9 protein-coding genes are annotated in these 14,020 nt (G+C 71.3%); 2 read left to right on the top strand and 7 right to left on the bottom strand.

Features of this window, described 5'->3' with window-relative positions; all coding sequences use genetic code 11:
* Positions 1 to 55: 55 nt before the first annotated feature.
* On the top strand, positions 56 to 1,714 hold the full coding sequence (locus HY049_01735) for a glycosyltransferase family 39 protein (protein MBI3447632.1): 1,659 nt from the start codon (positions 56 to 58) through the stop codon (positions 1,712 to 1,714).
* 22 nt (positions 1,715 to 1,736) lie between these two features.
* Here the strand turns inward: HY049_01735 and HY049_01730 are convergent, their stop codons facing one another.
* A complete protein-coding gene (locus tag HY049_01730) occupies positions 1,737 to 2,297 on the bottom strand; it encodes a hypothetical protein (GenBank protein ID MBI3447631.1) in 561 nt (186 codons plus the stop codon).
* On the bottom strand, positions 2,285 to 2,596 hold the full coding sequence (locus HY049_01725) for a DUF4258 domain-containing protein (protein ID MBI3447630.1): 312 nt from the start codon (positions 2,594 to 2,596) through the stop codon (positions 2,285 to 2,287). Before HY049_01725 ends, HY049_01730 begins: the two co-directional genes overlap by 13 nt.
* A gap of 128 nt (positions 2,597 to 2,724) precedes the next feature.
* Between HY049_01725 and HY049_01720 the strand changes: the two genes are divergently transcribed.
* Positions 2,725 to 4,860: a glycosyltransferase family 39 protein gene (locus HY049_01720; protein MBI3447629.1), complete on the top strand. Its 2,136-nt coding sequence runs from the start codon at positions 2,725 to 2,727 to the stop codon at positions 4,858 to 4,860.
* Between the two features lie 28 nt (positions 4,861 to 4,888).
* Here the strand turns inward: HY049_01720 and rnc are convergent, their stop codons facing one another.
* From rnc to HY049_01695, 5 genes are all read right to left on the bottom strand, one after another.
* Complete coding sequence (rnc, locus tag HY049_01715; protein MBI3447628.1) at positions 4,889 to 5,587, bottom strand: ribonuclease III; 699 nt, start codon at positions 5,585 to 5,587, stop codon at positions 4,889 to 4,891.
* Positions 5,584 to 8,892 carry a tetratricopeptide repeat protein gene (locus HY049_01710; GenBank protein MBI3447627.1) on the bottom strand — a complete coding sequence of 1,103 codons (3,309 nt, stop codon included), beginning with the start codon at positions 8,890 to 8,892 and terminating at the stop codon, positions 5,584 to 5,586. Before HY049_01710 ends, rnc begins: the two co-directional genes overlap by 4 nt.
* A 126-nt stretch (positions 8,893 to 9,018) precedes the next feature.
* Entirely contained in the window at positions 9,019 to 10,737 is a 1,719-nt protein-coding gene (locus tag HY049_01705; protein ID MBI3447626.1) for a hypothetical protein, read from the bottom strand.
* Between the two features lie 228 nt (positions 10,738 to 10,965).
* Positions 10,966 to 12,219, bottom strand: a complete 1,254-nt coding sequence (locus HY049_01700) for a hypothetical protein (GenBank protein MBI3447625.1) — start codon at positions 12,217 to 12,219, stop codon at positions 10,966 to 10,968.
* Between the two features lie 84 nt (positions 12,220 to 12,303).
* A complete protein-coding gene (locus HY049_01695; GenBank protein ID MBI3447624.1) occupies positions 12,304 to 13,965 on the bottom strand; it encodes a hypothetical protein in 1,662 nt (553 codons plus the stop codon).
* Positions 13,966 to 14,020 lie beyond the last annotated feature (55 nt).

Here is a 14,020-nt window from a genome sequence, read left to right as displayed (position 1 = left end):
CGCGCGAGGTCCTCGTCGGGATGGAGTACCTCCAGGAAATGGCGGCCCGACGGGCTTGACCCGCCCTGCCGTCCTGGCCGCGGCCGCCGGGCTCCTCGCCGCCGCGTTCTTCCAGATGCATTTCGCCTCGGCCGTCACGTCGGCGACCGTGGACGAGCCGGCCCACGTGACGTCGGGGTATCTCTCGCTCGCGCGCTTCGATCTGACGATCAACCGCGAGCACCCGCCGCTGACCAAGATGATCGCCGCCCTGCCGCTCCTCCTCCTCCACCCGGCCCTTCCCGCCGTCACCCCCGACGCGCCCCCACCCGGCACCGAGGACTTCGAGTTCGACTACTCGCGGAAGTTCCTCTACCGCGCGAACCGCCCCGACGAGATCCTCGCGGCCGCGCGGGCGCCGATCATGCTGCTCACGCTCGCCCTCGGGGCGCTCGTCTTCCTCTGGGCGCGGGATCTCGCCGGAGACGCGGCGGGGCTCGCCGCCCTCTTCCTCTACTGCCTCGAGCCGAACATCCTCGCCCACGGCCGCCTCGTCACCACCGACATGGGCGCCGCCGCGTTTTCGACGGCGTTCCTCTTCGCGCTCCGGCGGGCGCTCAGGGGCGGCTCGACCCGGAGCTACGCGGTCACGGGGCTTCTTCTCGGACTCGCGCTCCTCAGCAAGTTCTCGACCCTGCTCCTGATTCCATTGGCGGCAGCGCTCTCCGTCGCGGATCGCCTCATGGCGCCGCGCGCCGAGCGACCCCCGACGGCGCCGGTCGCGGCGCGCACGTGGATTCTCCGCGCCGCGATTCTCCTCGCGGTCGCCTGGCTCGTCCTCGAGGCGGGATACGGCTTCGGCGGCTTCCCGCTACCGAGGCTCTACTCCGAAGGGCTCGCCCTCGCCCGCGCCAAGAACGCGACCGTCGAGGGGCCGACGTACCTCCACGGCGCGATCTCCCCCGACGGCTTCCGCAGCTATTTCCTCGTCGCCCTCGCCGTGAAGACGCCGATCCCGATCCTGATCTTCGGCGCGACGGGGATCTTCGCGCTCGCGGCCTCGCGCAAGGGGCGCGAGGGGGCGCTCTTTCCTCTCTTCGGCGCGGCCGCATGGATCGTCGCGATGTCCGTCCTGACGCGCGCCCAGATTGGCTACCGGTACGTCCTCCCGGCGATCCCGCTCCTGTGCGTGCTCGGCGGCGTCGGGGGGGCGGCTCTGTGGGGGCCGGGGTCCGGCTCGCGCGCGGGGCTCCGGGGATGGGGGCGCGGTGCGCGCGTGTCGGTCGCTCGCGGGATCGCGGCGACCCTTGCGATGTGGCTCGCCCTCTCGGCCGTCTCGATCTACCCGTACCATCTCGCGTACTTCAACGAGATCGCCGGCGGCCCCGACAACGGATGGAAGTGGCTCGTCGACTCGAGCCTCGACTGGGGCCAGGATCTCGTCGGATTGAAACGCCGCCTCGACTCGCTCGGCGATCCGGTGATCAACCTCTTCTACTTCGGCACCGCCGACCCCGATGCCCTCGGCATACGCCACTTCCCGTACGGCGAGAACCGCCCCGGCCTTTTCGCCGTGAGCGCGACGCACCTCGCCGGAGTCTACCTCCCCGACCCCGACTACCTCGCCGACTTCCGATCGATGCGGCCGGTCGAAACCATCGGCCACTCGATCATTCTCTACCGCCTCGACGCCATCCCCGAGCGTCTGAAACGCCCACTGACGCGCGACCGCTGACGCGCCGGCGCTGACGCCACCCTCAGGCGGCGTCCGACTTCCACCCCCGGCGGGGGACCATCCTGAACGTGCAGATGGAGCGCGCCCGTGCGGTGCGGCGATCTTCCCGCTCCAGGTTTTCGGCCAGATCGAGTATCGCTTCGCGAACACCTCCGCCCCTGGGCGCGTCACTTGCCATCAGGCGGAAGAGCTTCTCCGCGGCCTCGCTCAACCCCGGGTTCTTCTCGTTCTCAACGCGGGAGTACGTCTCCGCGGCCAGGCCTAGGATGCGCGCGATCTTCCTGGCGGGGATCCCGAGGTTCTTTCTGAGGAACCGTATCTCGCTTCCCTTCAGTCGACCCGGCTTCCGCGCCAGGGCTTCCGCGATGGCGCGATGAAGGTCATCGATCCGCGGGATGCTCGGGCGCACGTCTGCGCACACGGGACACCGATACACCGTGATGCCGCGGAGATAGACGTTGTTGAGCCCGCTGAAGGTGTAGTGGTAGGCATCCTTCTCGGTCGCCTTCTTCCCGACCATCACCGCGCCGCAACGAGTGCAGTCTCTGGTAAACACCCCGGGCTTCCTCCTCATCTGGGCCACGCGCTCACGAGGACGAGCGCGCCATTGATGTCGACGACACACACGATGTCATCTCCGTCGGCACCCTTCCCCCGCAGCATGTAGCGCCTCGGGGTCTCCGGAAACGAGTGGCTCCCGCCGCTGATGACCCGACCCCTTCGAAGCACGCAACGAACGTCGTTCACGTCGAGAGCGCGCTCCCGCAATCTGAGCATGGCGTGCGCGGGATACTCGACGAGCCCTTCCCTGAGGAGCGCCTTGATTCGCTTCTTGGCGCGTTTGATGTGCCTCGCGCGATCGAGCTTGACGAGCTCGCCCATCCGCCGGATTCGCTCCCGGCAGGGGTTCTTGATTCTTGGTCAAACTTGACTGAATGTCAACACACTTTGTCGCGCGCGATGTCGCCCACTTGCCCCCCCGCGGCGCCCCGGTGAATACTCGCCCCCTCATGGCTCGGGTGACGGACGACCGGCGCGGCGCGACCGGGGGACCCCTCGGCGACCTCCTCCTCGTCGCCGCGATCGCCGTCGTCGTGCGCGCTCTCTACCTCCTCGAGTACCGCAACTCCCCCTTCTTCGACTTCCTCCACCTCGACCCCCGGTACTACCACGACTGGGCCCTCGCGATCGCCTCGGGGGACTGGCTCGGCAAGGAGGTCTTCGAGCAGTCGCCGCTCTACTCCTACCTCCTCGCCGTCTACTTCATCGTCTTCGGCCAGAAGCTCTTCCTCCTGAGGGTCCTCCAGTTCGGCGTCGGCGCCGTCACCGCCGTGCTGATCTCCCTTCTCGGCCGCCGTCTCTTCGGCCGCGCCGCCGGCCTCGCGGCGGGGATTGGCGCGGCGCTGTACGGCCCGTTCATCTTCTACGAAGGACAGGTGATGAAGGAGTTCCTGACCCCCTTCTTCTCGGCGCTGATGCTCCTCCTGATCTACCGGGGGCTCGACGACGCGAGGCGGGGGTGGAGGTCGTTCGCGGCGGCGGGGTTCGTGATCGGGGTGGGGGGGCTGGTGCGGGACAACTTCCTGCTGCTCCTGCCGATCTTCGTCTCGTACCTCCTCCTCAAGGTGGCCACGAGATTGTGGGACCCGCCGGAACGCGGAGGAACTCGCGTCCCGCGAAACAATTCGAACCGACAGGAAAGAGTTCCCGACCCGCCATCCGGGTCCCGCTCGATTCCAACAATCTCGTGGCCACTTTGTATGGTGGGGGGGGCGCTCGTCGCGCTCCTTCCCGTCCTCTGGCGCAACCACCACGTCTCCGGCGAGTGGGTCCTGACGACCTCCGGCGGCGGCGAGGTCTTCTACATCGGCAACGGCCCGTACGCGAACGGGGCGTATGTGCCGCCGCCGTGGGTGCGATCGAACCCGCGGTACGAGCACGAGGATTTCCGGCGGCGGGCTCGGGAGATCACGGGGCGGCCGCTCACGCGGGGGGAGTCGTCGCGGTTCTGGTACGGCGAGGGGCTCCGGGCGATCGCCGACCGGCCGGGGCACTGGTGCTGGCTGATGATCCGGAAGGCTTTTCTCTTCCTCGACGATCACGAGCTCCCCGACAACTACTCGTTCTACTCGTTTCGGCGCTTCTCGACGACGCTGAGCGTGCTGCCCACGTTCGCGTGGGTGGCGGCGCTCGCGGCGCCCGGGCTCTTCCTGACCTTCCACCTGTGGCGGCGGCTCCTTCCGCTGTACCTCGCGGGGGCCGGCTACATGGGATCGGTCCTCATCTTCTTCAACTTCGCGCGCTTCCGCCTGCCGTTCGTGCCGGTGCTCCTCGTCGTCGCGGGGGCGGGCGCGGCGGCCCTCGCGGGGGCGGTCGCAGATGTCCGCGCGAAGGGGGCTCCGGCGCGCGGGGCGGCGCGGCGGATGGCGATGATGGCCGTGATCGGCGCCGCGGTCTTCGCGCTGACGCACGTGGACCTCTCGAGCAGCTCGGAGGAGCCCTTCCAGGATCGGCTCCACCTCGCGGCGGCGTACCGGCAGTCGGGGAAGGACGCCGAGGCGGAAAGTCTGCTCAGGGAGACGATCCGCGACGCCGAGGCGATCCTCGCGAAGCACGGCTGGCGGCCCGGGATGGGCGCGGTGCCCGGGGGGGTCACCTTCGCGACGGCGCTCCGTTCGGCGCACCGGGATCTCGCAGGCATCCTCCTCGCGGGACACCGCGACGACGCGGCGATCGCGGAGCTCCTCGCGGCGATCCCGCTCGACCCGAACGACGCCGACATGTATCAGGCCCTCGGGCAGGCGTATCGGTCGAAGGGGGACGGGGCGGCGGCAGAGCGCGCGTACGAGGCGGCGCTCGGGCTGAGGCCCGACTCGTTCACCATCCGCTACGATCTCGCCACCGCGCTCTACGAGAGCGGCGACGCCGCGGGAGCGCTGCGCGAGCTGATCGACGCGAGAAAGCGGAATCCCGGCCTGGCTGATCTCGATCTCGCCGACTGGAACTACGGCATGGGGTTCGCCCTCGCCGCGCTGCAAGGAAGGGAGGCGGAGAGCGTGCCGCACCTGGCGGAGGGGCTGCGGCTGAACCCTGACGCCCCCGGAGCGCCGGACGCCCGGAAGCTCCTCGCCGGAACGCCCCGGTAGCCGCGCGGGTGATCCAACAATCTCGGGGTCACCCCGGGAGGGCGTCGAGCGCCGCCTTCGCCGCCTCGGTCTCGGCGGCCTTCTTCGTCCGTCCCGTTCCGCGCGCGAGCGCCTTCCCCTCGGAGAGGACCTCCACGTCGAACCTCGGATCCTGCGGGGTGGGGCTCTCGGCGACGACGCGGTACTCGGGAACGGGAAGGCCTCGCGCCTGCAGGATCTCCTGGAGGCGCGACTTGGCGTCCCCCGCCAGCGCGCCGGGGCGCGCAGCGATGTCCCCCTCGAAGAGGCGGAGGACGAAGGCCCGGGCGGCGTCGAGCCCGCCGTCGAGGTAGATCGCGGCGACGACCGCCTCGAGGGCGTCGGCGAGGATCGAGTCGCGCTCGCGCTCGCCGGTGCGGGAGGCTCCCTTGCCGAGACGGATGTGAGGGCCGAGTCCCAGGGCCCTCGCCCGCGCCGCGAGGGGGGCCTCGCTGACCAGCTCGGCGCGCCGCCTCGACAGGTCGCCGACCTGGGCCCCCGCCCCGGCGGCCTCGAGTAGGCGCTCCCCGACGACGAAGCCGAGGATCGCGTCGCCGAGGAACTCGAGCCGCTCGTTGTGGCGGTCCCGGGATCCCGTCTCGTACGCGCGCGAGCTGTGCGTCAGGGCGAGATCGAGTCGCGCGGCGTCCTCGAAACGGTACCCGAGCGCCGGCTCGAGATCGCGGGCCGCTTCCGCCGCGTCGCTCATCTCATCCCCCCTCCCTTGACGTCGTCGTACAGGAGCCGGCGGAGCTCGGGAGTCGCCATCGCGCGCGCGCGGTACGGGCCGCCTCCGGTCGTGACGGCGGCGAGGAGATCGCGCCGCGCCGCGTCCTGCTCGCCCAGCTTCGCATGGAGGCGCGCCCGCGTCAGGAGCGCCTCCGGGTCCCCGGGCTTCGCGCGGAGCGCCGCCTCGATCTCGCGGCTCGCGTCGTCGCTCCTCCCCTCGTCGAGATCCACCGCGGCGAGCGCGGTGCGCGTCTCGGCCTCGCGCCCTCCGAGCGCGAGCGCGCGCTCGTAGAGATCGTGCGCCCGCGCCGAGAGGCCGCGCCCGCACGCGACGTCGCCGAGCGCGAGGAGGGGCTCGGGCTGGCGCGGATCGAGATCGGCCGCGCGCAGGAGGCTCGTCTCGGCGCCGCCGAGATCGCGCGCCCCCAGGCGGAGGAGCCCGAGCCGGTAGTGGAGGATCGCCGTCTGCGGGGCCAGATCGATCGCCCGCCGCGCGAGCGACTCCGCGATGTCGTCCCGTCCCTGCTCGTGCCGGATCCACGAGAGCGCGGTGAGGGCCTCGACCGACTGCGGGTCGGCGTCGAGGGCGCGCTCGTAGCTCTCGGCGGCGACCCCTCGCTGCCCGTGGGCGAGGGCGGCCTCCGCGGAGAGGCAGAGGGCGCGGGCGGCGATCGATCGCGCGGCCTGATCCGACGTGTCGAAGTCGAGCGCGGCGTCGGCGCGACGGAGGCTGAGGGGAGCGTCTCCCGACGCGAGCGCCGCGCGCGCCTCGAGGACGCGCCGCCTCACCTCGAGGAGGACGCCCAGGCGGCGACCGAGCGCCTCGCGCGCCTCGGGGGACCATGAATCGGGGAAGACGATCGACGCATCGGGGGGCTCGAGGCGCGCGGCGAGGGAGCGGAGGTTCTCCGCGGCGTGGGTCTCCATCGTGCCGGCCGCCGCGGCCGCGGCGAAGGCCGCCCCCTCGTCCCGCGCCCCTCCCGCCGCCTGCGGGAGCGGCTCCGGCGCGAGGGTGAAGAGGCGCAGCGACACGAGCCGCGCGGAGTCCTCGATCCCCAGGGCGCGCAGGTCGTCGGCGATCTCCCCTTCGCGCATCCTGAGGGCGATGCGCTCGAGCGGGATCTTCGACGCGCCCGCGCCGCCGACGAGGAAGAGCTCGGAGCCCGCGCTCCACGCGCTCGCGTCGGCGAAGACGCGCCCGAAGAGGCGGCGCGCCACGTCCATCCCCTCGGCCGAGAGGCGGCGCAGCGGAAGAGGCAGGCAGACCACGCCGCCGGGGCGGAGGTGCTCGCGGATGAGGGCGAGGGTGTGGGGATCGAAGATCTCGAGGAGATCCCGCTCGCGCGAGAGAGGGGGCGAGGTGACGAGGTCGTACCCGTCGGCGTCGCGCGCCAGGGCGCGGACGGCGTCCCCCGGGAGAAACCTCGGCGCGGACCGGGAGGCGCCGGGAGAGGCGGGGGCGTGGGGGGTCGGTGCCGCGCCGAAGCCCGTCCCCACGGCGCCGCCGGAAGGACTCGCGTCGGCGGAGGCCGGAGAGGCGAGCGGCCCCGAAGCGAGGGCGGGGGCTTCGAGGGCGAACCGCGCGGCCGCGGCGTCCCCGGCGGCGACGTCGATCGTCAGGCCGCGGAAGCGGCCGAGGGCCTCGAGCGTCGCGGGGGCGCCCGAGGCGAGGACGAGCGCGCGCCCCCGGTCCGGGCCGAGGAGGGCCGGCAGGGACCCTGCGAGGAACTGCCCCCGGCGGTCCTCGAAGCCGGCGAGCGGGATCACCGCGCCGTCGACGAAGAGGACGGGGAGCTTTCCCTCGACGAGCTTGATCGCCACCGTGCTCGCCGATCCGTCCGCGTACATCAAAATCCGATCGTGGCTCACGCGCTCGGCGAGGCGCGACTCGCCGTCCTCGAGGTAGAGGGCGGGGTTCTCCGCGATCCCGGCCGACAGCAACCTGCGGTCCCACGGATCGAGCCCCCACAGGAGGGCGGCGCACACGAGAAGGAGCGTCAGGGCGCGCATCGATCGCCCCCACCCCGATCCCTGCTCCAGGAAAACGGCCAGGCCGCCGGCGACGGCGAGGAGCGTCGCCGAGAGAGCGACCGCCCCCTCGAGGCCGAGAGACGGGATGACGATCCCCGGCCACGCCGCGCCGATCGCGACCCCGGCGCCCCCCGCCGCCAGCGGGATCGCCCCCCCGAAGATCGACGCCGCCACCCCCAGCGACGCGCCGGCGAAGAGGCAGGGCGCCAGGAACACGATCGCCGCCACGGTCATCCGCGCCGCCGCCTCACCCCGGTCGGCCCCTCCCGCGCGCGCGAGGACGCCGAGGAAGGCGTGCGGGAGCATGTCGGCGACGATCGCGGCGAAGAGGGCGCTCGATCCGGCCAGGGCGAGGCACGCCCCGAGGAGGCGCCACGGTCCCGCGGCGCGGCGCAGCGCCCGCGGCGCCATGAGGGCGCCGAACCCCGAGGCGGCGAGCCCGGCGATCGCGCAGGCCGTCCCGCTGGCGGGAGCGGTTCCGATGGCGAGGCGCGCGAGGCGCTCGAGCCCCGCGAGGGCGACGGCCCCCGAGGCGCCGGAGAGGGCGAGGAGAATCGCGACGAGGGGGGCGCGGGTGAGCGCGCGTGGGCGCGGGGGCCGGGGTGACCCTGAGATTGTTGGATCCACCAGGGAGGCTTGAGACAATCTCGTGGCCGCCGTGGGGAGGGCGCGGGACGAGGCGGTGTACCAGAGGGCCGGGCACACGGCGAGGAGGACGACCGCGGCCAGCGCGCCGCCCCCGGGCGACGGGACGCCGAGCGCGGCGGCGACGGCGGCGCCGAGGAGGAGGAGCCCGATCGTCCGGCTCGAGGAGGGGGCCGGCTCGACCGAGGCGAGGAGCGAGAGGGCGGCCACGGGGATCGCGACGGCGATGGCGACCGCCCCCGCGTCGAGAAGGAAGGCGGCGAGGCTCCCCTCCTCCCGCTGGATCGTGGACCAGAGCCAGGCGGCCCGGGCCGTGGAGGCGGGGACGAGGAAGCCCGCGATGGCGGCGGCGAGCGCGGCGAGGCCGAGCGCCGCGGGGACGCCGCGTCCGTGCGATCCCCCCGCGCGCGCCGCGCGGCGCGAGATCCATCCGCACAGGGCGGCGCTCACGGCCACCGACGAGGCGATGGCGACGAGGGCGGGAGCCCCGGGCGTGGCCCCCTCCCCCGTGAGGCGCGCGACGCGGCGCACCCCCTCCGCGACGAGGGACGCGGCGGCGGCTCCGGCGAGCGGCGTGATGACGGCGATCGCGAGGGGGAGTCTTCTCACCGCGCCCATTGTACCGGCGGGCCGGGAGCGGGTCGATGCGCTCGAGGCGGCGGGTGTGAAAACACGAAGGGCCGCTTCCAGTTGGAAGCGGCCCTCGAGGTGGCTCGCGGGGCGAGCCGGATCGCGCTACTGGACCGGAACGGGGTTGCTCGAGAAGACGGAGCCGCCGAGCGCTTCGACGATGATCGACCGCGCCCCCTTCGACTTGCCTGCGCTGAAGGTGACCTGGTAGCTCGCCGAGAGGCCGCTCGAGCACTCCGTGCAGTTGATCGGGGAGGGGGTCAGGAGCGAGCGTGCCCCCTTCGCGTTCAGCGCGTAGACGTTGTAGCCGGTGATCGAGAGCTCCGCGCTCATCGACCACGCGACCGTGATCTTCCCCTGCGATTTGTCGGCGGTCACGGACGTGAAGGCCTGCGAGAAGAGCGCGCCGCCGACGCAGGTGATCGTCGCGCCGTCGAGCGAGACGGCGTCGTAGCCGCGGTCGCCGCACTTGCCGAGGCGGCAGTTGGCGGTGGAGGTGGTCGACGTCTCCGGCTTCTTCCCGAACTTCACGCGCACGCGCCAGCAGGTGTCGGGGCCGGCCGCGACGGTCGAGGAGATCGTCGGCGCGGTCGGGTTTCCTGTGTTCGCGTCGATCGCCGGCTGCGGCACGTCGGCCACGGCCGTCGAGAAGGCAAGCGAGGCCGGGATCAGGCGGCCGTTGGCGTCGAGGTTGGCCGCCGTCGCGGTGGCGCTCTCGAGGTCGTAGTGGATGAGCCCCTGCCACGAGTTCCCCGCGTCGGTCTTGCGGAGGAGATCGAGCACTCCCACGCCGGGGGCGCGCGTCGCGTCGGTGGGGGCCATCCCGGGGTTCGTGGACGGGCGGATCGATCTGTCGTGGTACCAGATCACGGGCGCCCAGTCGAAGCGGATGCTCCGCGGCGAGCTGGCGCAGTTCGCGACGCAGTTCGCGCTGGGCTTGGGGACCTGCTGCCACGGGATGACGTTGAACTTCCCGACGACGAACGGGTTCGCGACGCCGTTGGCGACGTCCTTGAATGAGTAGAAGCCCGGGCGCACGTCGCACGCCGCGGCGTTCGTCCCCGTCTGCCCCGCCGGGGCGCACGGACCGTTCCCGCCCGTGTTCCCGCGGTTCAGCGTGGCGACGGCGGCGATGGCGAAGTAGCGCGCGTCGGGGGCCGTCTCGAGGAGCGCGGCCATCGGGTAGTCCTGCTGCCACGAGAGCGAGTAGTACCCCTTCGCGGAGTAGGTGCGGGAGAAGTTGACGTCGTAGTACGGATTGAGATCGCCGTCGTCGGCGACGGCGAGCGCCGCGTTGCGCAGATCGTCCGCGCATCCGTCCACGCCCGAGTTCGCCCAGTTGTTGCTGGACAGGCACAGCGATCCGGCGGGGACGCCGGGCTGCCCGGTCGTCACGCGCGCGTCGCGCACGTCCACCGCGAAGATGCCCGTGTCGTTCCCGTTGAAGTCGTTGAGCGCCGAGTTGCCGGTGCCGGAGCTTCCGAGGCCGGTGTTCGCGTTGCAGAAGGTGTCGGGGGTCGGCAGCGAGGCGGAGCTGCACGCCTTGTTGAGGAGGCCCGACGTGCACTTGAGCTGCACGAGATCGCAGTGGCCGGCCTGGTTGTTCCCGAAGCCGAGCTGCCAGAAGACGGCGGTGACGTTCGTCGGCTTGTTGTTCGGATCGAACGCCACGGCGACGGGAGGCGGATTGAAGTACGCGACGTCGGCGCACTGAAAGATGGCGAAGCCGCCGAAGTCGAGGCAGTTGGCGAAGAGTCCGCCCCCGCTCAACGCCAGGGCGGCGAGCGCCGCGACGGCCAACCGAGCCCGATGGTTACGAGTCATTGTTCCCTCTCCCCCGCTCTGTGCGCTTCGTGAAATCGATCCGCGCCGCCCGCGAACGATGGATCGGTCCTCGGGGACCCCAAAGCTCCCCCGCGACGGGCGCGGATGGACACCGACCTCCGGGCATGCAGCGGCGGATGAATATACGCCGAATCGACGGTTTCGGGGAGGGGGAAGCGCAAATTACCCACCCTTTCGAGGGGGGGCCGGTTCGGGTGCGTCCGCCCGTCAACCGCCGGATCGGCGGCGCGCGGCGGACCCTTTCAGAGCGGGCCCCTCGAGGCACTGCGCTGGTCCCGGGACGACATACCCGACATCCCCGCAATGCCCGACAGCGCACTCGGCGAGGGAGACGGAGCGGGTCCCGGGAACCTTGCCGAAGTGCGCGGCGACCCTCAGGCAGGTGTCCTCGGGGACCTCGACCTCGGCGCGCGTCTCCGTGACCGTGGCGATCGTGTCCCAGACGAGGGCCGCCCCGATCGGGTAGCCGGCCTCGTCGATGAGCGCGTCGCTGAGGTGGGCGGTCTGGATGTCGTAGGCGACCAGGGGCCCCATGTCGGCCACGCCGACCCCCTTCCCCGGGTTGTCGAGGGCGTGCGCCTGCGACGGGATGCGCGAGCCGTCGGTGGCGATCGTCACCGCCCCCCACGTCGCGCCCACGCGCCAGGAGTCCGGCTCTCCCCCCGGGCCGGCGACGGAGAGGGTGGCCGCGGGGCTCCTCTGCCACGGGACGGCGTTCCTCGTGGAGGTTACGGGGTTCGGGTTGCCGTCGATGATGCCGCCGAATGAGAAGGCCCCCTGCCGGATGTCGCCGAGGCCTGTGCGCGGGGCGGTGGCGACGGCGGCCACGGCGAACCATGCGGACGATTCGTCGCGCAGAAGGATCGCCATCGGATAGTCCTGGAGCCTCTCGGGGGCGGGGGCGAGATCGCCGGTCTTCTGGAGGAGGCGCGGGTCGAAGAGCGGGTTCAAAAAACCGTCCATCGCGCTGAGCATCTCGGGGTCGCGCATGTTGTCGCAGCAGCCGTCCACGCCGCGATCGATCCAGTTCGCCGACGCGAGGCAGACCGACCCTTCGGGGACGCGCGCGTCGCCGAGGGCCGTTCGGGCGTCGGCGAGGGGGACGCGCCAGAGGCCGTTGTCGTTCCCGCTGAAGACGCCCAGCGGCGCGATCCCCGCCCCGCCCGTCCCGTCGCCGTTGTTGACGACGGCGTTTCCGAACCCCACCTGCCAGAAGAGGGCCGTGATCTGGGAGGTCCCCTCGGGAGGTGGCTCGAAGTAGCCGCGATCACTGCACTGGAAGATGGCGAAGCCGCCGGGCTTCCGGCACGCGGCCGAGGCGGGAGCGGCCGCGGTGATGCCGAGCGCGGCGACGAGCCCGCATCGAGCGAGGAGGATCATCGCGCGGCGGACGCGCGTGAGCTCGAGACGGGCCGAGGCGATCTGCCTGCCGTGGGGGCGCGAGTATGGTGAAGTGGTCATCGCGGGAGATTAGTTCACGGGAAACAAAAAGGGCCACCGGCTTTCACCGGTGGCCCCTCTATCTGGTGTGAGGTCTGACGTCCCTTAGAAGTTCACCTGGGTCCGCGAGTTCCCGTTGAGGCTGAGGACCTCGAGGATGATCGACCTGGCGCCCTTCACCTGGGTGGCCGGAGCGTTGAACGAGTAGCTCTCGGACTCGCCCGTCGAGCACGCGATGCACGGGACGGAGCCGATCCTCTTCTCGACGCCCTTGTTCGACACGGTGTAGACGTTGAAGCCGCTGAGAGCCAGCTCGCTCGTCATCTTCCACGTGAGCGTCACGCCGCCGAGCTTCTTCGTCGCCTGGACGTCGATCGCCTTCTCGGAGACGAGGGCGCCGCCGACGCAGGAGATCGTGCCCGGATCGAGTGAGAAGGCCTCGTACCCCTTGTCACCGCACTTGCCGAGGCGCGCGTTGGCTGTCGAGCAGGTGCTGACACCGGTGCCTGTCTCCGGCTTCTTGCCGAAGAGGACGTGGACGCGGTAGCAGGTGTCGGGAGGTGAGGAGACGCCGGCCCGGGTGACCTGTGATCCCGCGTCGCCGTTCGCGTTGAGCGCCGGCTGCGGGATGTCGGTCTGGCCGGTGACGGCCGCGAAGACCAGCGTGTTCGTGAGGACGGAACCGTTCGGGTCGAGGTTTGACGCGCCGACCGCGGCCGACTCGAGGGTGTAACGGACGAGGCCGGCCCAGTTGTTCGCGGCGTTCGCCTTCGTCATCAGGTCGATGATGCCGACTCCGCCAGCGCGAGTCGCGTCAGGTCCCAACGCGATGCACGGAGGATTCGCTCCGACGCAGGCTCCGCCACCCATCGCCGGGTGCGTCGTGCCGATGTGACGGCGGTCGTTCTGGATGAAGACCGGGTCCCACACGAAATTGATCGTGCGCGTCCCCGTCCCGGAGCAGCCCGCGACGCACGAGGCCTTGGGCCTCGGCACCTGCTGCCACGGAATGACGTTGTTCGCGCCGGAGACGACCGGGTTGGGCTGACCGTTGATCACTCCCTTGAAGGAGTAGGAGCCCGGGCGGAAGTCGCAGGGCGACGGGTTGGTCCCTGGCGTCAGCGCGCAGGGGCCATCACCCGTGTGGCTGTTCCCTCGATCGAGCGTGCCGACCGCCGCGATGGCGAAGTACTTCGCGTCGGGGATCGTCTTGAGAAGGGCGGCCATCGGGTAGTCCTGGTGCCAGTCGTACGAGTAGTACCCCGGCGACCCCGCCTTCGCGTAGTAGACGTTGTAGTCGGGGTTCAGAATGTCGTCGTTGTCGTTGCTGAGGCTCGTCGTGCGATCGTTGTCGGCGCAGCCGTCGATCCCCGAGTTCGCCCAGTTGTTGCTGGAAAGGCACGTGGCGCCGAACGGAATGAGCGGGTTCTGCGTGGCCGCCTGAGCGTCCTTGATGTCCACGGGAAAGATACCCTGGTCGTTCCCGTTGAATGTGTTCAGGGCCGAGTTGCCCGTGCCGGCGCTGCCGAGGCCGGTATTCAGGCCCTGGTTGCCGAAACCGACCTGCCAGAAGACGGCGGAGATGTTGGTCGGGACGGCGTTGGGATCGAATGTGACGGGGACGGGCGGCGGGGCGAAGAAAGCGAGGTCGGCGCACTGGAAGATGGCGAAGCCTCCGAACTCGAGGCAGTTCGCATACGCGCCGCTCCCGCCCATCGCCAGGGCCACCACCACGCCCAGTAGGATTGCCTGGAACCGCTTGTTCATTGTGACCTCACCCCACGAATAATAAATGAAGTCTGAAACGCCCTATGGGAAGCCT

The organism is Acidobacteriota bacterium, assembly GCA_016195325.1.
In the GTDB taxonomy this organism is placed as follows: Bacteria; Acidobacteriota; Polarisedimenticolia; order JACPZX01; family JACPZX01; genus JACPZX01.
Note: the sequence above shows the minus strand (reverse complement) of the source record. Positions and strands in the feature narration are given on the sequence as shown.

What these genes read in the sequence shown, in the direction of transcription:
- HY049_01725 (MBI3447630.1), bottom strand. Translation starts at nt 2,596, where the DNA reads ATGGGCGAGCTCGTCAAGCTCGATCGCGCGAGGCACATCAAACGCGCC.
- HY049_01700 (MBI3447625.1), bottom strand. Translation starts at nt 12,219, where the DNA reads ATGACCACTTCACCATACTCGCGCCCCCACGGCAGGCAGATCGCCTCG.
- rnc (MBI3447628.1), bottom strand. Translation starts at nt 5,587, where the DNA reads ATGAGCGACGCGGCGGAAGCGGCCCGCGATCTCGAGCCGGCGCTCGGG.
- HY049_01720 (MBI3447629.1), top strand. Translation starts at nt 2,725, where the DNA reads ATGGCTCGGGTGACGGACGACCGGCGCGGCGCGACCGGGGGACCCCTC.
- HY049_01695 (MBI3447624.1), bottom strand. Translation starts at nt 13,965, where the DNA reads ATGAACAAGCGGTTCCAGGCAATCCTACTGGGCGTGGTGGTGGCCCTG.
- HY049_01705 (MBI3447626.1), bottom strand. Translation starts at nt 10,737, where the DNA reads ATGACTCGTAACCATCGGGCTCGGTTGGCCGTCGCGGCGCTCGCCGCC.